Raw genomic sequence first — 21,401 nt, forward strand, 5'->3', positions numbered from 1 at the left:
CTTACATAGTTTAATGGGTTTGTATGTGCACCATTTATTCTTACTTCAAAGTGTAAGTGTGGTCCTGTTGAGTTTCCTGTTGAACCTATAAGTGCAATTGTCTGTCCTTTTGATACTGAACTTCCTACTGGTGCAACGAATCCTGAAAGGTGTGCGTAGTATGTTACGATACCATTTGCATGTTGTACCTTCATTAAGTTTCCGTAGCTTCCGCTATAGCCTGCAAAGATTACAGTTCCTGCTTCTGCTGCCACAGCTGGTGTTCCCATTGGACTTGGAATATCTATTCCTGTATGGAATCCTGAGTGGATTGAAATTGATCTATATCCATATCCACTGGAAATTCTTCTTGATCCTGGAACTGGCCATCCTAACATACCTGATCCTAAGTTTCCTGTGTAGGAGTTTTGGTATGTTGTTGCAGATTTTTGATATGCTGTTGAAGAAACTGAACTTCTGCTAGAGTATTGTGTTTTTTTAGCTCTTGCTTCGTTTGCTTTTCTTATAGCTTCTTCTCTTGCTCTTCTCTCTCTTTCAGCAATAGCTTGTTTTTCTTTTGAAATACTATTTTCTAATTCTTGTATTTCTCCTTCAAGTTTTGCTATCTCTTCAAGATTTTCTTCTTGTTGTCCTGACTTTTCAGTTATAAGAGCTAGCTTTTGTGCCTTTGATTCATAAAGCTCAGCATTTTTATCATTAAGTGATGCCTTTGTAACTTCAAGGGCAGTCTTTTTCCCATTTAGTTCATCTTTTTTAGCATCGATAAGTAATTTGTTGTCTTTAAGATCGTTGATTACGTCTTTGTCATATTGCGTTATGAACTTCATTGTTGAAGCCTTTGATAATAAGTCGTCCACATCTTTTGATGAGAAGATTATATCAAGGTAGCCAACTTGGCTGTTCATATACATAACTGAAACTCTTTCTTCGAACTCCTTTTGATTTTTTGAAATCTTATTTGCAAGTTCTTCTATTTCCTTTTCAGTTTTTTCTATATCATTTTCAAGTTCTGAAATTTGCGCTTCTAATTCTGCGATTTGTTTTTCCAGTTCTGCGATTTTCGCATCTAAATCAACAACTTCTTCTGTTAACTGATTCTTTTCAGATTCCAGTGAATTGATGTTGTTTCTTAAATCGTCAACTGATTGGATAGCTCTATTCTTTTTTGATTCCATCTCGTTGATTGACTGTGCAAATGACTTGCTTGAAAGTGCAAAACAAGATGATACTGTCATTGACACTGCAAGCGTTAAGGTCAATAACTTTTTACAATGTTTACTCTCCAATTTTTATCCTCCCTAAACCTTTAAATATCGTCTAATAGATATTAATGAACCTATTGTACCAATTCCTCCGCCTAAAGTCAAAAATATAACTAAAATATCTAGTTTCAAAAACTCCATCGGAATTAAATATCCTGCTAAAGTTCTCTGGACGGAATCGGAAAACCTACTAAATATATATCCATATCCAAAGTAGATTGCCACAAATGCAAGAATCGACCCTATTAGCCCAAAGACTAATCCTTCAACTATAAATGGTCCTGTAATTACTCTATTTGTAGCTCCAATATATTTTTTTATCTCTATTTCATTCTTTCTAGCATATACCGTTAACTTTATGGTGTTTGATATTATAAATATTGATATTATTACTAATGCTCCTACACCTACTGCTCCACCTATGTGAACGTACTTAGAAATCCTCATAACTCTGTCCACAGTGTCCTTGTAGTATTCCACCTTTACAATATCTTCCATGCCATTGGCTTCCTTTGCGAATGCATCTGCATCGTCAAGCTCTTTCAGTGAAACTACGAATGAAGGAGGCAGCGCCTTTTCAAGTCCTTCCAGTATGTAGCTGTCAGATTCGCCAATCGTCTTTTTATATTCTTCAAGTGCATCTTTACTTGATTTAAACTTCACATTTGTTATAAGTTTATTTTCTTCCAGGCTTTTTTGTATCTCTTCAATTTGAGCTTCTTCGGCTTCTGGTTTTAAATAAAGTATTACTTGATCTACTTTTCCCTTTAAATCTACTACGTATTGATTAAGTGTAAGTGCTGAGATAAGTATTGTTCCAAGTATGGAAAGCGCAAGCATAATAGAAACTATTGATGCAAAGCCCATGGCTCTGTGACTCCATAAACTCTTTATTCCTTCTTTTAGTGTGGCAAAAAATACTCTAATCTTCTTCATATTTACCACCTATCTCATCTCTTACTATTTTCCCATTTTTCAAATGTATAACTCTCTTTTTAAGTTTATCCACCATATCCTTTTCGTGGGTAATCATAATAACTGTAGTTCCCTTTTCGTTTATGGCTTCTAGTGCATTAACTATTTCCCAAGATGTTATGGGGTCAAGGTTTCCAGTCGGCTCATCTGCGATAAGAAGTTTTGGATCAACTATGAGCGCCCTTGCAATAGAAACTCTTTGTTGTTCTCCACCAGATAGTTCATGGGGATATGCTTTTTCTCTTCCACTTAGGTTTACAACTTCCAGTAGTTCTGGAATTTTTGTTTTAATATGCTTTCTAGAGTAACCAAGTATCTCCATGGCGTATTGTAAGTTGCCATATACCGTTTTGTTTTCTAGAAGTCTAAAGTCTTGAAAAACAACTCCTATTTGTTTTCTAAGCATTGGAATCCGTCTTGCTCTAATCTTTGTAACATCTTCACCGAACATAAATATATGTCCCTTGGTCGGATTCTCTTCTTTTAACATAAGCTTTAAAAGAGTAGACTTACCTGCACCACTTTCTCCGATTACAAAAACGAACTCTCCTTGATCTATTTGAAGATTTATATCGTCTAACGCGACAATATTTTTCTTATACACTTTACTAATATCTTTTAGCTTTATCAAAGCATCACCTCTTATCTCTTATCTATTATACCACAGGAAATCATATTAGTTACAAAATGGTTACAAAAAATTAGATTTTTTTAAAAAATTCTTACATTTTTTTAATAATTTGTTTATTTTACTATGTGTTAAGGGTATAATTATCATGAGGTGGTAGTATGGATAAAAAGGCCATAAGAAAAAAAATAATCGCCGAAAGAGATGATTTGGATTTCGGTGTTAAACAGTCAAAGGACGAAATAATCATAAATAGATTTTTGGATCAGGGCTTTATTGAAAAGTACGACAATATTTTTTGCTATGTAAGCTTTGGTTCTGAGATTGATAATGGTAAAATTCTTTCTACGATTTTAGACAGTGGCAAAAATTTATATGTTCCCTATGTGGATATAGATTCAAGGCAAATGTGCCTTTGTCAGATTCACGATATTGCCGAAGACCTTGAGAGAGGTCACTATGGTATATTGGAACCAAAAAAAATTTTACGAAAACCAGTAAATAGTGGTATTATAGATTGTGTCATTTCACCGGGGGTGGCTTTCACAAGAAAAATGGAGAGAATTGGATATGGTGGAGGGTACTATGACCGCTTTTATTCCAGTTTGAAAAAAATGCCATTTATTGTTGCGCTTGCCTATGATTTCCAAATTGTAGACAGCTTGCCAACAGAAAGTTTTGATATCCCAGTTGATATGATCATCACAGAAACGCAAATTATAAAATAAGCAGGAGGCAAAATGAGAAATTTAGGTGTTGTAGCAAGAGGTTTAAGAACTCCAATAATAAAAAGCGGAGACAATCTACATGATATTTTAGTAGAAACTCTAGACAAGGTTCACAAAGAAGATAATATTGAGTTCAGAGATATGGATGTTTTAGCAGTAACTGAATCCATCCTAGCAAGATCTCAAGGAAATTATGCTACTATTGAGCAGTTGAAAAAAGACCTTGATAGAAAATTTGAAAAAGAAATAGGAGTAGTATTCCCTATTACTAGTAGAAACAGATTCTCTACTATAATGAATGCTATTGCTCAAACTGATAAGAAGATTAAAGTGTTTTTCAATTTTCCTTCTGATGAAGTTGGTAATGCATTATTTGATAAATCTCTTTTAATCGGCAAGGACATAAACATCTACAATGATATCCTTAACGAAAAAGAGTATAGAGAATTAGTTGGAGAAGATAATCGTCACATCTTTACTGGAATAGACTATGTAAAACTATATAAGAGCTATAGAGAAAACGAAGATATTGAAGTTTACTTCACTAACAATCCTGAAGAGATTGCAAAACTTTCAGATGAATTGTTGATTTGTAATATTCATGACAGAGTGTACTATAAAGAAACTTTCAAGAAACTTGGAGTTAAAAATGTTTTAAGCTTAGATAATATTTTAGATAAACCAGTTGATGGAAGTGGTTACAACGAACTTTATGGAGTTTACGGTTCAAACCTTTCAACTGAAAGTTCAATTAAACTATTCCCAAGAGACTCTCAAGAGTTTGTTGAAAAGTTACAAAAGGACATTAACGAAAAATATGGAGTTAATATGCAAGTTATGATTTACGGTGACGGTGCATTTAAAGATCCTATTGGAAAGATTTGGGAACTTGCAGACCCAGTAGTATCTCCAGGATACACAAAGGGACTTGAAGGAACTCCTAACGAATTAAAAATAAAGTATATTGCAGATACAGATTTAAAAGATATGAAGGGACAAGAAGCACTTGATGCTATAAAGGATAAAATTTCCCATAAGGAATCTAACTTAGTTGGTTCTAACGCATCACTTGGTACTACACCAAGACAGTTGACTGACCTTTTAGGTTCCCTATCAGACCTTGTTTCAGGTTCTGGAGATAAAGGTACTCCTGTAGTTTTAATTCAAGGCTACTTCGACAACCTAGCTTCAAATTAAAAGCAAAAAAATTACTGCCAAAGAAATCTTTGGCAGTTTTTTATTTGCATAAAGAATACCCCATAAAGCATTCTTAATTTTTATCTTTTTTTATTGTCAATATTAAAAGTAGTGCAATAACACCTATTATGGCAATACTTCCTCCGGGCTTTAAGCTCAAATAAAATGAAGTTAAAAGTCCAAGTATCACATATAATACTCCAAGCACTACTGAAAGTAATACTGTGTTCTTAAATGAATTTGAAAGCTTTATGGCTCCTGCAACGGGAAGTATCATAAGGGATGAAAGTGTTAAAACCCCTACTATTCTTGAACCCATACCAATTGAAAGTGCCGTTAATATTGTTATCATAAAGTCAAGCCTTCTCACTGGAAGATCAGTAAGCTCTGCAATTTTTTCATCAAATATTATATACACGATTCCAGTGTAGTATTTAAAATAGAAAAATATTACACAAAATGTTATGACTCCAATTATTCCAAGTTCTATATTGCTAATGGCTGCAATTGAACCAAATAGAAATGAGTTTAAGTTTTTCGACCCTGGAGTGAAATCTGAAAGCACCGCCGCAAGGCCAACACCAAGACTTGTTACAATTGCAATTGCCATGTCGGCATTTTTCGGAAATTTCTTTCTTAAAAAATCTATGAAAAGCGACGCTATTAAGCATGATATTATGGACCCCACAACTGGATTTATACTAATAATCAGTCCAAGGGCAACTCCCGCCAATGCGCTATGTGACAGTGCGTCTCCAAGGTTTGAAGATTTTCTGCAAACCATAATCGTTCCTATAAGGGGAATTGAAAGGGCAATTAAAATTCCTGCTGCGAAGGACTTCATAATAAAATCGTATTTAAATATACTCACTATTCCTCCACCACCTTTTTATCTTTAACTCTTAATACCCTTGAAAAGTATGGCCTACAAAAATCCATTTCGTGTGTAACCACGATTATGGTTATTTTGTGCATCTTGTTTAAATGCTGCAATATGGAAAAAAGTATTTTTTTACTTTCCACATCAATACCCGCTGTTGGTTCGTCAAAAATTAAAATTTTTGGATTTGAAACAAGTTCTTTTGCTATTAAAATCCTCTGCTTTTCACCACCGGACATATTGTTAAAGTCATATTCCTTTTTATCTAGCATCTGCACCATTGAAAGTGCATTTTCAACTTTATTTTTAACCTTTTTGTTTGAAATTTTAAAAAATCCCATTTCATCATATAGATTTAAAGAGATTATCTCCATTGGCGTAATTGAAAATGAAAGATTTTTTTCAGCAAGTCTTTGCTCCAAGTATCCGACAGTGATTTTTTTGCCGTCTTTATCTTTTGCAAGCACAATCTCACCCCGTTTTGGTTTAAGTTGTCCCAGGATTAATTTTAGAAGAGTGGTCTTCCCCTCTCCATTGTCGCCGGTTATTCCAACGAATTCACCTTCGTTTATATGAAGGTTTATATTTGATAAAAGATCCCTCTTATATCCAAAAGAGAGATCTTTTAGTTCAATAATCTTATTCATTATTTAAAGGACTCCAAAATGTTTTTAAAGTTTTCTTCCATCATAGTTAAATAATTTTCGCCATTTTTTACTTGCTCATCTGTAATAAACTCAAGTGTATGAATTGGCATTGCCTTTCCACCAATTTCTTTTGCTATGGTTTGAGGCACTTTGCCAGAGTCTTCCCCTTCATAGAAAACTGTTTTTATCCCTTCGCTCTTGGCAGTGTCAACAATATTTGCAATTGTCTTTAAATCTGGTTCAGAGTCTGAAGTCAAGTTTTCAATTGGAATTTGAACAAGTCCATAGTCCCTTGCCATGTATCCAAAGGCTTCGTGAGGAACAATTATATGTTTTCCCTTATAGTTTTCAAAATCTCCAGCATATTTCTTATCTAGTTCATCTAATTTATTTTTTAATTCTTCAAAGTTTGCTTCATAGAATTCCTTGTTTTCTGGATCTATTTTAGAAACAGCTTCGCAGATGTTTTTTGAAACGATTTGGAAATTTCTAAGTGAAAGCCATACATGGGGATCAAATTCTCCATGATGATGGTGATGATGTCCGTGTCCTTCTTCGTGGTCATGGTCGTGATCATCTTCATGATCATGATCGTGGTCATCTTCGTGATCGTGATCATGGTCGTGATCTTCTTCGTCTGCTTTTATTAAATCAATTCCACCACTAAGGTCTACAATTTTATCATTGTCAACAACCTTTTTTGCATCTTCTATCCATGATTCAAGTTCAAGTCCATTAATAAGTACAAGGCTAGAATCTTTTAATTCCTGAATATCCTTTAGAGATGGTTCCCAGTCGTGAACTTCAACCCCTGCCGGTATAACAGATTTAACATCCATCTTGTCCTTTACAATTTCCTTTGTTGCAAATTCTATTGGATAAAAAGATGTATAAACAACTTTTTTCCCTTCTGCATTTGATGAACCTTCCTTAGTATTTTCAGTATTTCCTGGCTTAGCAGCACAGGAAGCAAGCATTAATACGCTTAAAAATATTGCTAATATCTTCTTCATATTTTCCTCCTAAAAATTAAATTTATGTACTTTTATATTTGATTCATCGAGGTAGTTAGAGGCAAATTCCTTAAATGTTTTCACATCTCCTGTCGTGAAAAATTCAAGACTTCCAGAAGTTCTATCTAGCTCTTCAGGAAAAATTTCAATTACTTCTCTAGCTTGTTCAAAGGAAGGATTAACAATTTTTTTATCCACACCAAAAACTTCAATTATCTCCTTCTTAACATATGGATAATGTGTGCATCCTAAAACTATTGTGTCATAGGAAAAATTTTCCACTTCCAGCTTATATGACCTTAATGCATCAAGAATTTTTTCTCTCTTTTCATCATAATCTTCTCGTGACTCTATAATTGGAACAAGCTTTGAGCAGCCAATTCCCATTACTTCTACTTCAGTATCTAAATCACTTACACATTTGTTGTATAGACCAGCTTCAACCGTACTCTTAGTTGCAAGGACCAAAACTTTTTTATTTTTCGTTTCTCTTATAACGCCCTTGGCTCCCATATATCCAATGCCTATAAGCGGAATGTCTGTAATTTTTTCAAGTTCATTTAGGGCCTGAGCGCATATGGTATTACAAGCTATAACTATAGCCTTTACACTTTTTTCCTCGAAGAACTTTACAACTTCCTTCGAAATTTCAATAAGCTCTTCTTTAGTCTTGTCGCCATAGGGAACTCGTTTATTGTCACCAAAGTAAATATAATTTCCATTTGGAGCAATCTTTAGCACTTCCTTTAGCACAGTAAGTCCTCCATAACCCGAGTCATATATTCCAATAGCTCTATCCTTCATAATCTCTCCTAATCGCCCTTGTATTAAAAACATATCTATATTTAACCCTTAACAGATTGTATGCGTTATTACATTCTTCATAAGAATCAAATATTCCAAAAACTGTCGACCCAGATCCAGACATCAACGAAACTTTTGCATCTAATTCGTACATGTCTTCTATGATGTCTTCGATTTCTGGACAAACTCCAACGGAAACTTTAGTCATGTCATTAAAGAAAAATTCTTTTTTTATTTCTCTCCTATTTAAAGCCTCAACAAGTCTATCCATCTTATTTTCCTTTGTCATTTCAACCTTGGAGTAGACATAAGGCGTTGAAACTTTACATCCATTGTTGATAATGAGTATTGGTATATCCTCTATTACTATCATATCATAGAAGTCAAATCCTCTACCTGTGGCTCTTAAAGTCCGATTTTCAAAAAAATATGGGACATCTGATCCGATATCCTTTGAAATTTCTTGAAGTTTTTCTTTGCTAAAATTAAGTTTCCAAATTTCATTTAAAGCTTCCATAACACAGGCACAGTTGGAGCTTCCTCCTCCCATTCCTGCAGCAATTGGCATATTCTTTAAAACTTTTACTCTTATACCTGGGGTTCCATCGTAAAAAACCCTTAATGCATCCCATCCCTTGTATATAAGGTTTGTTTCATCCTTTGGAAAGTCTTCTTCGTCGCAAACTATTTCGATTGCATTTGAATTTGTAGTCTCTATTTCTATTTCATCATACACGTCTACAAATTGCATTATTGTATCTATATTATGAAAACCGTCTTCTCTCTTATTCAAAACTTCCAAGGAGAGATTAATTTTTCCATATGATTTTCTCTTCATTGTTAACTCCGTATTACCATACTCGGCAAAAAAAAACGACCTTAAGTCGTTTTTGTATTAGCATAGTTGTAATTCCACTGTTGAAGTGAGCAAATCTGAATAAGTAAATGAAATTGTTCTTTCTTGCTCAAACTCATTGGTTATTTTAATAGTGAATAAACTGGGAAACACATTTTCAATAACTCCGGTTTTTGTAATAATCTTATTACGTCCCTTATCGGCTTTGATTACTACCTTCTTACCGATATTTTCCTCCACTTGATTCTTCAAGACTTCCAAGCTCATATACTTAGACAATAATATCCCTCCTAGGCATATCAAATAATAGCATTAAGTTTCCATAAAATTAAGTCAACTATACTACATAAGTATACTACACTTTTTCAGGAAAGTCAAATTTGCTAATTTTCTTCTTAACTTAATTCTACTTTAAGCCCCATTGAGAAGCCTTCAGCTACATAATCTACTTTTGCATTTTCGTAAACATTTTTTATTTCATCACGAATTAAAAAGTTAAAGCCTTGGCTTTCGATTACAAAATCCTTATCGGTCTTTTCACTTGGTGAAAGTGTGAACACATAGTCACAGCATGTGCTTGTGCCAATGTCGAATCTTAAATATTCCTTACCTGTGTTTTCAAGAATTTTATTTAAATATGTCACAGCGGAATCTGTTACATTTACATTCATCTTATCCCCTCCTATGTATGTTTGAATTTATAATATAATTGTATTATCATATGGTTAGGAGGTTATATCATGATAACTAAGGATATTCTCATTACCGATTTGATTAAGTCCTATCCTGATGCGGTTAACATCCTTATTGAAAATGGTATGCCATGTATAGGCTGCCATTCAAGTCTTAAGGAAACCCTGGAAGAGGCCGCGCTTGTTCACGGCTTGGATATTGACAAATTAATTAGGGAATTAAACGCTTAAATTCCCTATACATATAAAGAGAGGGGAGAATTATCTCCTCATCTCTATTCTAATTCTAATAATTGCTTTAATTTTGGTTCGTCAAATCCGACTACTTCTTCTTCTCCAACTACGATTACTGGAACGCCCATATGCCCCATTTTCATAAGTTCCATTCTAGCATCTGTATCTGTTGAAATATTTTTTTCATCAAATTCTATATTATTGCTCTTTAAAAAATCTTTTGCCGCAACACAGTAAGGACAAGTGTTGCTTGAATATACTACTACATTTTTCATTTCAATACACTCCTTTCAAATTAATTATACCCATGACATTTTTATTTAATCATTTCAGTGTATTTTTTTGTAATATTAATATAGTCTTCCAATGAAAGATTTTCCGCTCGAAGATTTCCAGACAGCTCTAAACTGGAAAGTATTTCTTTTAACTGAGCCTTCGATACATCTACAAAGCCTGTACTCAATGAGTTCATAATATTTTTTCTTCTTTTGGTGAATCCAGATCGAATAAATTTAAATAGATAGTCTTCGTCCACATCAAAGTCCCTGTCCACAAGTTCTAAATAAAGTATGGCAGAGTCAACGTTTGGACTAGGCATAAACACAGTTTTTGGAACCTTTATAAGTATTTCCGAGTTGCAATTGTATTTTAAATACAACGTCAATGAACCGTAGTCCTTGTTGTTAGGTGAAGCCACAACCCTTCTTGCCACCTCTTCTTGTACCATTACTGAAATGGTCGAGAAGTATTTTTTATTTTCAATAATCCTCTCAAGGATGGGAGTTGTAATATAGTATGGTAGGTTTGCCACTACTTTTAGTTTTTGTCCCTTTGCTTCTTCCAAAAAGATTTTTTCTAATTCGGTCTTTAAAAAGTCCCCGTTGATTATTTTTACATTGTCATAGTTTCGAAGTGTGTAGTCTAACACTTCCATAAGTCTATGGTCCTTTTCGATGGAGATAACTTTTTTTACATTTAGGGCAAGCTCCTCTGTTAACGTTCCAAATCCTGGACCGATTTCAAGGACTATGTCATCCTTTGTTATTCCAGACTTCTCTACAATATTTTTTACAATATTTCCATCAATCAAAAAGTTTTGACCAAGACTCTTAGAGAAGCTAAAGTTGAATTTTTTTAAAATTTCAGCTAAGTATGAACTTTGATACAATCTATTTTCCATGATATTTTAAAATCTTCTCCTCCAATTGTTCTCTCTCAATATTGTAATTATTAAGTCTTTTCAAAAACTGCTTTCCATTTGCATACCCTATGGAAAGTTCCTTACCTAAAAATACTCTAAGCTCTTTTGAGCCCGGCCCCACAATTCCATATTCAACTAAATCTTGAAATGAAAACTCAACTCGCGGGCTTTCGTAAACCGCCTTTGCGTTTTGTAGTGCCTCGATTATATCTTCCGGTTTTGCATTTTCTATTCCAATGTCGTCGTTCTTTATTGAAAGGTCCCTTGAAAGGTATGCGTTTTTAACTCCAGGAACCGCCTTGTTAATGGTCTTTCGTATTTTTTCTCCAGCATAGTCTGGGTCTGTCAACACTATAACTCCCTTTTCTTCTTGGGCCTTTCTTATTCTCTTAAAAAGATCTTTGGGAAAGTGATGGCCGTCAGTTGTTATAATTTCACAGTCAACTGCTTTTTTAACAGCAGCTACGTCATCCTTTCCCTCAACCACGATTACTTCTTTAATCATCAAATTCTACACCTTTAAGTGAAAATAGTTTCACCGTATTCTCTCTAGAATGTTCTATTATTTTATCGATTTGTATTTCTTTTAAATTTGCTAACATATCTGCCACATATCTTACATTAGTAGGGTCATTTCTCTTGCCCCTATTTGGAACAGGCGCAAGGTATGGCGAGTCGGTTTCGATTAAAAGCCTTTCAAGGGGAATCTGTTTTGCCATTTCCCTTACGTTAACAGCGTTTTTAAAAGTCACAGGCCCTGCAATTGAAATATAGAATCCAAGTTTCATAAACTTTTCAGCCATTTCAACGGATCCAGTGTAGCAGTGCATAACTCCTCTGACACGCCCTTCAAACTCTTTCAATATGTCATAGGTGTCACCCATGGCATCTCTTGTGTGAATAATTACAGGAAGGTCTAACTCGTAAGCTAGCTCCAATTGCTTTTTAAAAACCTCTTTTTGAATTTCTCTAGGGCTATTGTCATAGTAGTAGTCCAGGCCGATTTCTCCTATGGCAACTACCCTTTCATCCTTTGAAAGTTCCCTAAGCTCATCTAAGTCCTCTTCCTTGAACCCTTCTGCATCATGGGGATGAATGCCCACTGCCGCAAATATATTGTCATATCTGTTTGAAAGTTTCACAACTCTTCTACTTGTCTCCATGTCAGAACTTGGATTAATAATATAGCTAATTGCATTTTCCTTTAGAGATTTTATAAGCTCGTCTCTGTCTTCGTCAAATCTCTCTTCGTCCAAGTGGGCATGGCTGTCAATCATCTGCTTCATTATGATATCACAGCTCCATCATCTATATCTTTAAGTGTTGAAACTATTGTAAATTCTTCATCATTTGCCGCAGCAAGTATCATGCCTTTTGACTCAACACCTCTTAGTTTTACCGGCTTTAAGTTAGTGCAAACTACGACTTTTTTGCCGATTAAGTCACTTGGTTCGTACCATTTTTTGATTCCAGAAACGATTTGTCTTTCCTCATTACCAATTTTTACTTTTAATACAAGTAATTTATCTGCATCAGGATGGTTCTTTGCATCAATTATCTTTGCAACCTTTAATTCCACCTTGTCAAAATCATCAATGGTTATTTCAGGTTTGCCTTTTATAACTTCTTTTGCCATCTTTTCTTGTTTTCTCTTTTCAATAAGCTTTTGATTTTCTTCACTAAGTCTTAGAACTTCCTTTTGTACATCAAGTCTTGGGAATAGATTTTCAGTCTTTTTAACCTTTGTTCCCGCCTTTGTTAAGCCAAACTCTCTTGCATCTTCCCAATTAATTTCATCTTGACCAATTTGTTCTTTAATCTTTAGGGCAGTGTCTGTAATAAATGGATTGATTAGAATGTTTACTATTCTTAGTGACTCCATTAAGTTATATAGTACAGTTGAAAGTCTTTCATTGTCTTCATTTTTTCCAAGTACCCATGGCTCTGTTTCATCAATGTACTTGTTCGTTCTTCTAATAAGCTTCCAAATTGATTCTAAAGCAGAGCTAAATGCCATGTCGTCAATATGTTTTTCAACTTCGACAATTGTATGCTTTGCCACATCAATAAGCTCTTCGTCAATTGCTTCTGTTTTATTAGGAGCAGGTATTTCTCCACCAAAATACTTTTCAACCATGGTTACAGTTCTTGAAACAAGGTTTCCTAGGTCGTTGGTTAAGTCTGAATTTATTCTTTGTAAGAACTTTTCATTTGTGTAATTACCGTCGTTTCCAAACACAAACTCTCTTAATATAAAGTACTTAAGGGCGTCTTTGCCATAAAGGTCGATTATTGGTTCTGGATAAACTATATTTCCCTTTGACTTAGACATCTTGTCATCATCAAATAATATCCATCCATGGGCCATTATTGTCTTTGGTAATTCTAAGTCAAGTGCCATTAGTAGCGCTGGCCAAATGATGGCGTGAAATCTTACTATCTCCTTACCTACAAGGTGAACATCTGCAGGCCAATACTTATTAAATTTTTCTTCGTCCTGTCCATAGCCAATTCCTGTTAGGTAACATGATAGCGCGTCAATCCACACATAGATAACATGCTTGTCGTCAAATGGAACTGGAACTCCCCAATCAAAAGAAGTTCTTGTTACGGATAAATCTTCCAAGCCATCCTTCAAGAAATTATTTATCATTTCTTTTCTTCTTGAGTCCGGTTCTAAGAACTCAGGATGATCTTCGTATAATTTTATAATTCTATCTGTGTACTTTGAAAGTCTAAAGAAATAAGTTTCTTCTTCATGATATTCAACAGGTCTTCCACAGTCAGGACATTTTCCATCATCAAGTTGTGCCTCAGTCCAAAAGGCTTCGCATGGTACGCAGTAATTTCCCTTATAAACTGATTTATAAATCTCGCCCTTGTCATAAAGCTTTTGGAAAATCTCTTGAACATTTTTTTCATGTTCCTTGGAGCTTGATCTAACGAACGCATCGTAATCTATTCCAAGTTTCTCCCAAAGTTTTTTTGCAGATTCAACTATTGGGTCAATGTACTCAAGTGGAGTAACTCCAGACTCAGTTGCTTTTTCAAGTAACTTTTGTCCATGTTCGTCTGTGCCTGTTGTAAAGAATACATCATAGCCTTGCATCTTCTTAATCTTCTTTAAAGTATCTGCAATAATTGTAGTGTAAGTATGCCCAACATGAAGATTATCACTTGGATAATATATTGGGGTGGTTAAATAATATGGTTTTTTACTCATTTTCTCCTCCAAAAATAAACAATAAAAAAACTTCATCTACATAGAGACGAAGTTATTCGTGGTACCACTCTAATTCAACTGTTTCCAGTCCTCATTTTTTAAAACTCCCAGGCCATTTCCCCTTCTATCTCCTCCGTCTTTCACCAAGCGACGGCTCTCTAATCTTGAATCGAAGGTTTCTTCTGTTCAACGTTTTTATTCAATTGCTTTAATTTTACTATATGGTATTAGTTTTTTCAAGCAATTTACAAAAAGGAGAGTTTATTTTTCTTTTTCTATTATTTTATCAATTCCCGCAATGGATAAACTCTTTGCCATTATTAAGAACAACACCATTCCAAATGAGCCTTGAATTAAATCAGTTGGGATTGAAGCAATACCTACAAAGATGGTCTTTGCAAAGAACATATTTGTAAAATAGTATCCAAGCACCATAATAAGTTCTGCTACTATAACTGCAATTATGGTTGACTTATGTAGCCCCTTTGCTTTCTTTTGTGCATAGCCTACAAAAAATCCCATACAGCCCTTTATGATTAAAGAAAAGATTGCATAGTGGGAGTAACCTCCTATTATGTCTGCCAGTGCAGAGCCTAATCCACCTGCAAGTATTCCAACATATGGTCCAAAGAAAAATGAACTTAAATGTATAAATGCATCCCCTAAATTTAAATAGCCTCCAGACCTTGGTGATGGAACTCTAATAAACATTGTCCCAACGGTTACAAGCGCTATCATTAATGCTGTGTAAACTAATTTTTTTGTACTTTTTTTACTATTCATCATTACCACCCTTTTCGTTTATTTTTCTCTCTAAGTAAAATCTTACCAGCAACTTGTACCCTTTTGTAGTAGCAGAATTGACTTTTCTCATGGGGTCAGTTATATTAGCTCTTGGAGGGGCCATGAAATTATTTACAATACATTTTAACAACGACAGCTTTTTATATGAACAGCTCTATGAATACATAGTTGAAAAAATTTATGACAAGACATTAAAACCTGGAAGCAAGTTGCCGTCAAAGAAGAAACTTTCAAAGCATTTAAATATTTCTGAAAACACCGTGGATAAAGCATATGCACAGCTACTGGTGGAAGGTTATATCTATTCTGTGGAGAGAAGCGGTCACTTTGTGGAAAAACTACAACTTCCCATTAGGCCAGTAAAAACTTTAAGCTCGCCACAGGAGCAAGTAGCAAAAAAAGAATATTTATACGACTTTTCATACGCCGGCGTGGACAGTGAGATGTTTGACGTAAGTAGTTTTGAACAGGCCTTTAAAGAGGTTTCCAAAGACAAAACGGTCTTTACTGGTCGAAGCCTACCAGAAGGTTCATTAAATCTTAGGACTACCATTAGAGACTATCTTTTTTCTTCCAGAGGCTTCTCATGTTCAGTAGACCAAATGATAATCTCTTCTGGAACAGATTATTTATATCAACTGCTATTTAATCTTGTTAAAAAATCTTCCGTGTTTGGTCTTGAAAACCCAGGATACCAAAGAATTGCAAAGTATATTGGTCAAACAGATTTCAAATATATTCCCATTTCATTGGATGAAGACGGAGTTAATATAGATGAACTGATTGATAAAAAAATAAATCTCGTAACCATAACACCATCACATCAATTCCCCAGTGGTATAATCTACCCAATGAAAAAGCGACTGCAGTTATTGAAATGGGCAGATGAACATGACGGTTTTATTATTGAAGATGACTATGATTCGGAATTTCGATATCGTGGTAAGCCAATCCCAGCACTTAAGTCGGTGGATATTAACGAGAGAGTTATCTATATGGGATCTTTTTCAAAATCATTTTCTCCAGGACTTAGAATATCCTATATGATACTGCCGGAAGAACTGATTGAAGAATACGAAAAAATAAAACATATTTATCCATGTCCCGTTTCAAACTTCACCCAGGAGGCCTTTGCAAAGTGGATGACCAAGGGAGAGTTCTATAAACATTTAAATAAAACTAGAACCCACTACAAACAGAAGATGGAACTGATTATAAAATGTATCGAAAAAAGCGATATGAATTTAAAGGTGTATGGAATGGACTCAGGACTTCATATGATTTTAGAAATTAATGAAGACGTAGACAGGGATAAACTTAAAATGAATTTGAGTAAAAATAAAATAAAAATAGATATGCTTGACGACTACTACTATAATAAAAAATTGAAAAATCCCACAATGCTACTGGGTTTTTCAGTTATACTAATAGATGAAATTCAAATTGCCATGGAAATACTTTTAAATTCCATAAAAACCGCAACAAAAAAAGAGGTTGTGTCAGAATGATTGATTTTTCATAACTTAATTTTATCAAAAAAACGGCCTACGCATATGCGAGCCGTTTTTTATTTGTTCTATTTTGTAACAGAACCTTTTCTAATGTCTTAACTTTATTGAGCTCTTTCAAGGCTTGGGAAGGAGCTTTTTGTATTATTAACTATCCTTACTAAGAGTAGCATTACGGGAACTTCTGTAAGAACACCTACAGTTGATGCAAGAACAACAGGAGAATCTACACCAAATAGGGCTATGCCTACAGCAACTGAAAGTTCAAAAAAGTCAGATGCTGCAATTAAAGAAGCTGGCGCTGCTATCTCATGAGGTAGCTTGCTTACTTTACTTACAAAATATGTTAGAGAAAATGAAATCACATTTTGAAGTATTAGTGGAACTGCTATTAAAACTACATAAAGTGGGTGTTCTACTATCATATCTCCTTGGAAAGTAAATATAATAATGAGGGTAAGAAGAAGTCCTATGGTAGTTACTCCGTCAAACTTTTTTATAAAGTTATTTTCCAGGTAATCTTTTCCCTTATTTTTTATTATAAAGTACCTTGATAAAAACCCGCCCACTAAAGGAATAAGAACAAAAAGCACTAATGACATTATAAGAACATCCATGGGTAGAGTTATTCCCTTTAAACCTAAAAGGAGCTGTACAAGTGGTACAAACAGGAAGAGTATCAAGATGTCATTTATCGATATCTGTACAAGGGTCTGCGCTGGGTCTCCATTGGTAAGACTGCTCCACACAAAGACCATGGCTGTACATGGGGCTGTACCTAAGAGTACTGCACCTATAACAAAATCATTGGCAAGATTACCGGGTATTAACTGGCTAAATACATAATGGAAGAAAAGTGTAGCCAGACCAAACATTAAAAATGGTTTGATGGCCCAGCTTGCTATTGTAGAAATAATTATACCTTGGGGATGTTTTCCTACATTTTTTAGTGATTTAAAGTCTATTCTAACCATCATAGGGTATATCATAAGCCACATTAAAACTGTTAAGATTATGTTTTGACCCTTAAATTCCAATGACTGTAAGAAAGATTGGACAGATGGCATAAATTTAGCAATCAAAATACCTGCAGCCATACAGAGTAAAACCCATATACTTAAATATCTTTCAAAAAAACTAATTTTATCCTTTGGTTCTTTCAACAATTTCACCTCTTTCTCTATCTGCCTATTCTTATAATAGGTCTTTTAAATTGTCTTCTTTTAAATCCTCTGGAATCCACTCAACAAGGGCTGTGTTAGATTGAGATGTTTCATCTATTGTCTTGATCCACTCTTTTTCTTGCTCGGCCCTAGCTTTTAAAATCTCGTTTTGGCTGCCGCTTGCAAAGTAACTTGAGTTGATGATCCACCATTTATTAAAGATTCCTGCCCTATCTAGGTCTTCCTTAAGTCTTTTTGCTTCATAGTAAGGAGTTGCTTCTGCTAGGGCTATAATTAGAACTTCTGTATAATCCTTGTCCTTAAGCCTTGGTAGTAGCTTCTTTGCTGATTCAGGTACATCTCCTTGGTTTCTTGAAATTTCCCTATTATAGCTTTCAGTTGATTCTAAAAGAAGGATAGTATGACCAGTTGGGGCTGTGTCTATTACTACTATTTCATCTTCTGACTTGTCTACTATTTCAGCAAAAGCACGAAATACTGCAATTTCTTGGGTACATGGACTTCTTAAATCTTCTTCGATATAGTCAATGTCTTCCTCACTTGCCCCTTCTTCTTTTGCTTTTCCTAGGACTTCCTCCCTATAAGATTCAAGCTCCTTATCTTCATCTATATAGGAAATACTCAAATTTTCTCTTTCAGTTATTATATATTTTAGATGGTCGGCTGGGTCTGTTGTTGCGAGATGAACCTTTTTCCCTTTATCATTAAGTCCTAGGGCAATAGCAGCTGCTATAGTTGTTTTTCCTACCCCTCCCTTACCCATTGTAAGGATAACTTTTTTATCGTTCTTATATAGGTCGTCAACAACATCTTGTAGCCTAGATATCTTGCTAGTATCAATGGTAACTGAAGACTCCAATTTTTCTTCTATATCATCTGAGAAAAATTTTCTAAGATTTTCAATACTAGATGTATTGTATGATTTAAGTGGAATATAATAAGTTTCAAGCTCTTTTAGCCCTTCTGGCATTGCTTCCACGTCTTTTTTTTGCATATTGTGCATAGCTGTTGAAAGATCATCATCATAGGAATCTAGCATACCATTTATTATGTGAACTTGGTTGTCTATACCAATTTCGTGGAGTTCATTTGAGGTCCTTGTCGCTTCCTTTAGAGCTGTTTCTATAGGTCTAGAAACTAGTATAAGGCTAGTTAGGTCACTGTTAGCTAGGTTTTCAACAGCTTTTTTATAAATACCTCTTTCTTCATCTAGCCCTGATAGCTGTCCTAGGCAAGATGCTCCATACTTGTTATTATCTAAAAAGTTTGTCCACGCTGAAGGTAGTTCTAGCATTCTTAGTGTATGACCTGTTGGAGCAGTATCAAATATTATATGGTCATATTCTTCTGCAAGCTCTTCATCAGCTATAAAGCTTGTGAACTCCTTAAAAGCTGCCACTTCAGTTGTACATGTTCCAGAAAGCTGCTCTTCCATGGCTTTTATAACCTCATCCGGCAACTTGCCTCTTTGGGGCCCAACTACGCTTTCCTTATAGTCTTCTAGGGCTTTCTCTGGTTCAAAGTTAGCTAATTTTAAATTCTTTACCTTATCTATATCTCTTATTTTATTGTCTAAATCTGTATCAAAAATATCTTGTAAGTTTGAGGCCGGGTCTGTACTTACAAGGATAACTTTTTTACCTTGGTCTGCTAGGTTTGTAGCAAGACTTGAAGCTATAGAAGTTTTACCTACGCCACCCTTGCCTGTAAAGAAAAGATACTTATTTAGCTTAATATTTTCTGGGTTGAATCTTGTATACACATTAACCTCCTATCTTATCTATTTGTTTTCTTTATTCTTTTTCATTCTTCGAATTTCTAAACCAGACATTATATATTCTTTGGGTATATCTAAAAATTCAACAAATTCATCATTTGTAGGGTATTCTCTTGTTTTGACTACTTCATCGTCAACCATTGTTATAGGAAGTACATCTACCCCTTCTTCATTTAACAGCTTGCTTATTTTATCATTTTCAGCGTAAAGCTGTGGTTCGTCATTTAGGTTATGTCTTATTACTTCTATATTCTTTTTGCTTAACCTACTAATCGCTGTGGATACCCTTAATAAGTTCTTGTCTATTGATGGTCCACATAAACCTGTTGGGCAGCACATTGCTGGGTCATAAATTACCATTTGTTTCATTCTAACACTCCTTTAGCATTTACTTTTCCTTACATTTTTTACAAATACAGTCTTCTTTATCTTCAGTAATATAATCAAGGAAGTCTTTAACATCTCCTATTCTTTCAAGGTTTAGAGTATATCTCATCCAAGCCCCATCCCTTCTTCCGTTAACAAGGCCTGAGTCCGTTAAGTTTTTCATGTGATAGCTTAGGGTTGATTGAGAAATACTCAAACCATCCAAAATATCACAGGCACAAATCTCGCCACATGAGAGCATATCAATTATTTTTAGCCTGGTTTCATCAGACAAAACCTTGAATATAGGCGTGAACTCTGCGTATGATCTTTTCATAAGTCCCCCTTTCTTTATTTAATATATCGATACTCTTCAATGATATCGATGAATTTCGATTTCATATTCATTGTACACCTCATATCGATACTTGTCAATGTTTTTATGTTATTTATTTTCCAATAAAAAAATGTATCAACCCTTGCCCTTATATCAGGATTTAGGTTGATACACAGTTTTTTTCTTTATCATCTTACTTATTTTTTAATTCATTGAGGAGAATGAATTTTTATTTTGGATCAAATGCTGGAACTACTGCTCCTTTATACTTTTCATTTATAAAGTCAGCACATTCTTTTGAAGTTAATACCTTTACAAGTTTCTTAATCTTTTCGGAGTTTTCATCACCTTTTCTTACAACTATAATGTTTACGAAAGGTGAGTCGTTTCCTTCAATTGCAAGTGAATCTTTTACTGGATTAAGCCCTACTTGTAGTGCGTAGTTTGAGTTTATAACTCCAAGGTCAACGTCTTGGTATGTGTTTGCAATGTTTGCAGCTTCTACAACTGTGAACTTTAAGTTCTTTGGATTTTCTACAATATCTTTTTCAGTTGCTTTAATGTCGTTGCTGTCTTTTAATTTAATAAGACCTTGTTTTTCTAAAAGTTGTAATGCTCTTGCACCATTTGATACGTCATCTGGAATGATTACTTCTGCTCCATCTGGTACTTGATCTAAAGATGTATATTTAGTTGAATATATTCCCATTGGCTCTGTATGAATATCTCCAGCTGACACAAAGTCATATCCTAACTCATCTATTTGTTGTTGTAAATATTGTTTGTGTTGGTAGAAGTTTGCGTCAATTGTCTTTTCTTCAAGAGCTGTATTTGGCATAACATAGTCATCAAATGGAACAACTTCCACTGTTATTCCTTCTTTTTCAAAGTCATCTTTTAATGCTTCAAGAATCTCTGCATGTGGTACAGCTGTTGCACCAACTTTTACTACTTCATGTTCTCCTGCAGCTGCTCCTGTATCTGCAGCCGCTCCTGTTGATGCTTTGTTTGCATCTCCATTTTTACATCCTGTGAAAGCAACTAGTGAAAGCACTATTGCTCCTAATAAAATTTTCTTTTTCATA

At 34.6% G+C, this 21,401-nt stretch carries 25 protein-coding genes; 4 read left to right on the plus strand and 21 right to left on the minus strand.

Annotation, left to right across the window (positions count from 1 at the left end; genetic code table 11):
• The 3 genes from WKS98_RS05005 to ftsE form a co-directional block, all read right to left on the minus strand.
• The coding region (locus WKS98_RS05005) for a murein hydrolase activator EnvC family protein (protein ID WP_498917442.1) at positions 1 to 1,286 on the minus strand (1,286 nt) is incomplete at its 3' end.
• Between the two features lie 12 nt (positions 1,287 to 1,298).
• On the minus strand, positions 1,299 to 2,198 hold the full coding sequence (gene ftsX, locus WKS98_RS05010) for a permease-like cell division protein FtsX (RefSeq protein WP_498917443.1): 900 nt from the start codon (positions 2,196 to 2,198) through the stop codon (positions 1,299 to 1,301).
• Positions 2,185 to 2,868 carry a cell division ATP-binding protein FtsE gene (gene ftsE, locus WKS98_RS05015; RefSeq protein WP_498917445.1) on the minus strand — a complete coding sequence of 228 codons (684 nt, stop codon included), beginning with the start codon at positions 2,866 to 2,868 and terminating at the stop codon, positions 2,185 to 2,187. Before ftsE ends, ftsX begins: the two co-directional genes overlap by 14 nt.
• 158 nt (positions 2,869 to 3,026) lie before the next feature.
• Between ftsE and WKS98_RS05020 the strand changes: the two genes are divergently transcribed.
• Positions 3,027 to 3,593, plus strand: coding sequence for a 5-formyltetrahydrofolate cyclo-ligase (locus WKS98_RS05020; protein ID WP_498917447.1), 567 nt, complete (start codon positions 3,027 to 3,029; stop codon positions 3,591 to 3,593).
• A gap of 12 nt (positions 3,594 to 3,605) precedes the next feature.
• A complete protein-coding gene (locus WKS98_RS05025; protein ID WP_498917449.1) occupies positions 3,606 to 4,790 on the plus strand; it encodes a coenzyme F420-0:L-glutamate ligase in 1,185 nt (394 codons plus the stop codon).
• Positions 4,791 to 4,863: 73 nt separating this feature from the next.
• Here the strand turns inward: WKS98_RS05025 and WKS98_RS05030 are convergent, their stop codons facing one another.
• From WKS98_RS05030 to WKS98_RS05060, 7 genes are all read right to left on the minus strand, one after another.
• Entirely contained in the window at positions 4,864 to 5,661 is a 798-nt protein-coding gene (locus WKS98_RS05030) for a metal ABC transporter permease (protein ID WP_498917451.1), read from the minus strand.
• Positions 5,661 to 6,317 (minus strand): metal ABC transporter ATP-binding protein, encoded by a 657-nt coding sequence (locus tag WKS98_RS05035; RefSeq protein WP_498917453.1) that lies wholly within the window; start codon positions 6,315 to 6,317, stop codon positions 5,661 to 5,663. Before WKS98_RS05035 ends, WKS98_RS05030 begins: the two co-directional genes overlap by 1 nt.
• The gene (locus tag WKS98_RS05040) at positions 6,317 to 7,330 is read right to left on the minus strand and encodes a metal ABC transporter substrate-binding protein (protein WP_498917454.1); all 1,014 of its coding nucleotides are present in this window, start codon (positions 7,328 to 7,330) and stop codon (positions 6,317 to 6,319) included. The genes WKS98_RS05035 and WKS98_RS05040 overlap by 1 nt, the downstream gene beginning before the upstream one ends.
• Before the next feature lie 9 nt (positions 7,331 to 7,339).
• The gene (gene murI, locus WKS98_RS05045; RefSeq protein WP_498917456.1) at positions 7,340 to 8,134 is read right to left on the minus strand and encodes a glutamate racemase; all 795 of its coding nucleotides are present in this window, start codon (positions 8,132 to 8,134) and stop codon (positions 7,340 to 7,342) included.
• Positions 8,124 to 8,972, minus strand: coding sequence for a 4-(cytidine 5'-diphospho)-2-C-methyl-D-erythritol kinase (gene ispE / locus WKS98_RS05050; protein WP_498917458.1), 849 nt, complete (start codon positions 8,970 to 8,972; stop codon positions 8,124 to 8,126). Before ispE ends, murI begins: the two co-directional genes overlap by 11 nt.
• A gap of 57 nt (positions 8,973 to 9,029) precedes the next feature.
• The gene (locus WKS98_RS05055; protein ID WP_237037625.1) at positions 9,030 to 9,257 is read right to left on the minus strand and encodes a Veg family protein; all 228 of its coding nucleotides are present in this window, start codon (positions 9,255 to 9,257) and stop codon (positions 9,030 to 9,032) included.
• A gap of 128 nt (positions 9,258 to 9,385) precedes the next feature.
• Positions 9,386 to 9,661 carry an iron-sulfur cluster biosynthesis family protein gene (locus WKS98_RS05060; RefSeq protein ID WP_237036693.1) on the minus strand — a complete coding sequence of 92 codons (276 nt, stop codon included), beginning with the start codon at positions 9,659 to 9,661 and terminating at the stop codon, positions 9,386 to 9,388.
• Between the two features lie 69 nt (positions 9,662 to 9,730).
• On the opposite strand from WKS98_RS05060, the gene WKS98_RS05065 reads away from it, so the two are divergent.
• On the plus strand, positions 9,731 to 9,913 hold the full coding sequence (locus WKS98_RS05065) for a DUF1858 domain-containing protein (RefSeq protein ID WP_498917460.1): 183 nt from the start codon (positions 9,731 to 9,733) through the stop codon (positions 9,911 to 9,913).
• Between the two features lie 44 nt (positions 9,914 to 9,957).
• Here the strand turns inward: WKS98_RS05065 and WKS98_RS05070 are convergent, their stop codons facing one another.
• The 6 genes from WKS98_RS05070 to WKS98_RS05095 form a co-directional block, all read right to left on the minus strand.
• Positions 9,958 to 10,191: a glutaredoxin family protein gene (locus WKS98_RS05070; RefSeq protein ID WP_498917461.1), complete on the minus strand. Its 234-nt coding sequence runs from the start codon at positions 10,189 to 10,191 to the stop codon at positions 9,958 to 9,960.
• 41 nt (positions 10,192 to 10,232) lie between these two features.
• Positions 10,233 to 11,096, minus strand: a complete 864-nt coding sequence (rsmA, locus tag WKS98_RS05075) for a 16S rRNA (adenine(1518)-N(6)/adenine(1519)-N(6))-dimethyltransferase RsmA (RefSeq protein WP_498917463.1) — start codon at positions 11,094 to 11,096, stop codon at positions 10,233 to 10,235.
• Positions 11,086 to 11,622, minus strand: a complete 537-nt coding sequence (gene rnmV, locus WKS98_RS05080) for a ribonuclease M5 (protein WP_498917465.1) — start codon at positions 11,620 to 11,622, stop codon at positions 11,086 to 11,088. The genes rsmA and rnmV overlap by 11 nt, the downstream gene beginning before the upstream one ends.
• A complete protein-coding gene (locus WKS98_RS05085) occupies positions 11,615 to 12,403 on the minus strand; it encodes a TatD family hydrolase (RefSeq protein ID WP_498917467.1) in 789 nt (262 codons plus the stop codon). Before WKS98_RS05085 ends, rnmV begins: the two co-directional genes overlap by 8 nt.
• On the minus strand, positions 12,403 to 14,340 hold the full coding sequence (metG, locus tag WKS98_RS05090; protein WP_498917469.1) for a methionine--tRNA ligase: 1,938 nt from the start codon (positions 14,338 to 14,340) through the stop codon (positions 12,403 to 12,405). The genes WKS98_RS05085 and metG overlap by 1 nt, the downstream gene beginning before the upstream one ends.
• Positions 14,341 to 14,601: 261 nt before the next feature.
• On the minus strand, positions 14,602 to 15,123 hold the full coding sequence (locus tag WKS98_RS05095; RefSeq protein WP_498917471.1) for an ECF transporter S component: 522 nt from the start codon (positions 15,121 to 15,123) through the stop codon (positions 14,602 to 14,604).
• 122 nt (positions 15,124 to 15,245) lie between these two features.
• Between WKS98_RS05095 and pdxR the strand changes: the two genes are divergently transcribed.
• A complete protein-coding gene (gene pdxR, locus WKS98_RS05100; RefSeq protein WP_498917473.1) occupies positions 15,246 to 16,652 on the plus strand; it encodes a MocR-like pyridoxine biosynthesis transcription factor PdxR in 1,407 nt (468 codons plus the stop codon).
• A 104-nt stretch (positions 16,653 to 16,756) separates the two neighbouring features.
• Here the strand turns inward: pdxR and arsB are convergent, their stop codons facing one another.
• The 5 genes from arsB to WKS98_RS05125 form a co-directional block, all read right to left on the minus strand.
• Positions 16,757 to 17,824 (minus strand): ACR3 family arsenite efflux transporter, encoded by a 1,068-nt coding sequence (gene arsB / locus WKS98_RS05105; protein WP_498917475.1) that lies wholly within the window; start codon positions 17,822 to 17,824, stop codon positions 16,757 to 16,759.
• Between the two features lie 22 nt (positions 17,825 to 17,846).
• Positions 17,847 to 19,598, minus strand: a complete 1,752-nt coding sequence (gene arsA / locus WKS98_RS05110) for an arsenical pump-driving ATPase (protein WP_498917477.1) — start codon at positions 19,596 to 19,598, stop codon at positions 17,847 to 17,849.
• Positions 19,599 to 19,616: 18 nt separating this feature from the next.
• Positions 19,617 to 19,982, minus strand: coding sequence for an arsenite efflux transporter metallochaperone ArsD (gene arsD, locus WKS98_RS05115; protein WP_498917478.1), 366 nt, complete (start codon positions 19,980 to 19,982; stop codon positions 19,617 to 19,619).
• 19 nt (positions 19,983 to 20,001) lie between these two features.
• Positions 20,002 to 20,316, minus strand: coding sequence for an ArsR/SmtB family transcription factor (locus WKS98_RS05120; protein ID WP_498917479.1), 315 nt, complete (start codon positions 20,314 to 20,316; stop codon positions 20,002 to 20,004).
• A gap of 229 nt (positions 20,317 to 20,545) precedes the next feature.
• The gene (locus WKS98_RS05125) at positions 20,546 to 21,400 is read right to left on the minus strand and encodes a MetQ/NlpA family ABC transporter substrate-binding protein (protein ID WP_498917481.1); all 855 of its coding nucleotides are present in this window, start codon (positions 21,398 to 21,400) and stop codon (positions 20,546 to 20,548) included.
• Position 21,401 lies beyond the last annotated feature (1 nt).

The sequence above is a fragment of the Lagierella sp. ICN-221743 genome, assembly GCF_037890055.1.
Taxonomy (GTDB): domain Bacteria; phylum Bacillota; class Clostridia; order Tissierellales; family Peptoniphilaceae; genus Mediannikoviicoccus.

What these genes read in the sequence shown, in the direction of transcription:
- WKS98_RS05070 (WP_498917461.1), bottom strand. Translation starts at nt 10,191, where the DNA reads ATGAAAAATGTAGTAGTATATTCAAGCAACACTTGTCCTTACTGTGTT.
- ispE (WP_498917458.1), bottom strand. Translation starts at nt 8,972, where the DNA reads ATGAAGAGAAAATCATATGGAAAAATTAATCTCTCCTTGGAAGTTTTG.
- pdxR (WP_498917473.1), top strand. Translation starts at nt 15,246, where the DNA reads ATGAAATTATTTACAATACATTTTAACAACGACAGCTTTTTATATGAA.
- metG (WP_498917469.1), bottom strand. Translation starts at nt 14,340, where the DNA reads ATGAGTAAAAAACCATATTATTTAACCACCCCAATATATTATCCAAGT.
- rsmA (WP_498917463.1), bottom strand. Translation starts at nt 11,096, where the DNA reads ATGGAAAATAGATTGTATCAAAGTTCATACTTAGCTGAAATTTTAAAA.
- WKS98_RS05120 (WP_498917479.1), bottom strand. Translation starts at nt 20,316, where the DNA reads ATGAAAAGATCATACGCAGAGTTCACGCCTATATTCAAGGTTTTGTCT.
- WKS98_RS05095 (WP_498917471.1), bottom strand. Translation starts at nt 15,123, where the DNA reads ATGAATAGTAAAAAAAGTACAAAAAAATTAGTTTACACAGCATTAATG.
- WKS98_RS05065 (WP_498917460.1), top strand. Translation starts at nt 9,731, where the DNA reads ATGATAACTAAGGATATTCTCATTACCGATTTGATTAAGTCCTATCCT.
- WKS98_RS05040 (WP_498917454.1), bottom strand. Translation starts at nt 7,330, where the DNA reads ATGAAGAAGATATTAGCAATATTTTTAAGCGTATTAATGCTTGCTTCC.
- arsD (WP_498917478.1), bottom strand. Translation starts at nt 19,982, where the DNA reads ATGAAACAAATGGTAATTTATGACCCAGCAATGTGCTGCCCAACAGGT.
- WKS98_RS05035 (WP_498917453.1), bottom strand. Translation starts at nt 6,317, where the DNA reads ATGAATAAGATTATTGAACTAAAAGATCTCTCTTTTGGATATAAGAGG.
- ftsX (WP_498917443.1), bottom strand. Translation starts at nt 2,198, where the DNA reads ATGAAGAAGATTAGAGTATTTTTTGCCACACTAAAAGAAGGAATAAAG.
- WKS98_RS05055 (WP_237037625.1), bottom strand. Translation starts at nt 9,257, where the DNA reads ATGAGCTTGGAAGTCTTGAAGAATCAAGTGGAGGAAAATATCGGTAAG.
- WKS98_RS05125 (WP_498917481.1), bottom strand. Translation starts at nt 21,400, where the DNA reads ATGAAAAAGAAAATTTTATTAGGAGCAATAGTGCTTTCACTAGTTGCT.
- WKS98_RS05025 (WP_498917449.1), top strand. Translation starts at nt 3,606, where the DNA reads ATGAGAAATTTAGGTGTTGTAGCAAGAGGTTTAAGAACTCCAATAATA.
- WKS98_RS05020 (WP_498917447.1), top strand. Translation starts at nt 3,027, where the DNA reads ATGGATAAAAAGGCCATAAGAAAAAAAATAATCGCCGAAAGAGATGAT.
- WKS98_RS05085 (WP_498917467.1), bottom strand. Translation starts at nt 12,403, where the DNA reads ATGAAGCAGATGATTGACAGCCATGCCCACTTGGACGAAGAGAGATTT.
- murI (WP_498917456.1), bottom strand. Translation starts at nt 8,134, where the DNA reads ATGAAGGATAGAGCTATTGGAATATATGACTCGGGTTATGGAGGACTT.
- WKS98_RS05060 (WP_237036693.1), bottom strand. Translation starts at nt 9,661, where the DNA reads ATGAATGTAAATGTAACAGATTCCGCTGTGACATATTTAAATAAAATT.
- rnmV (WP_498917465.1), bottom strand. Translation starts at nt 11,622, where the DNA reads ATGATTAAAGAAGTAATCGTGGTTGAGGGAAAGGATGACGTAGCTGCT.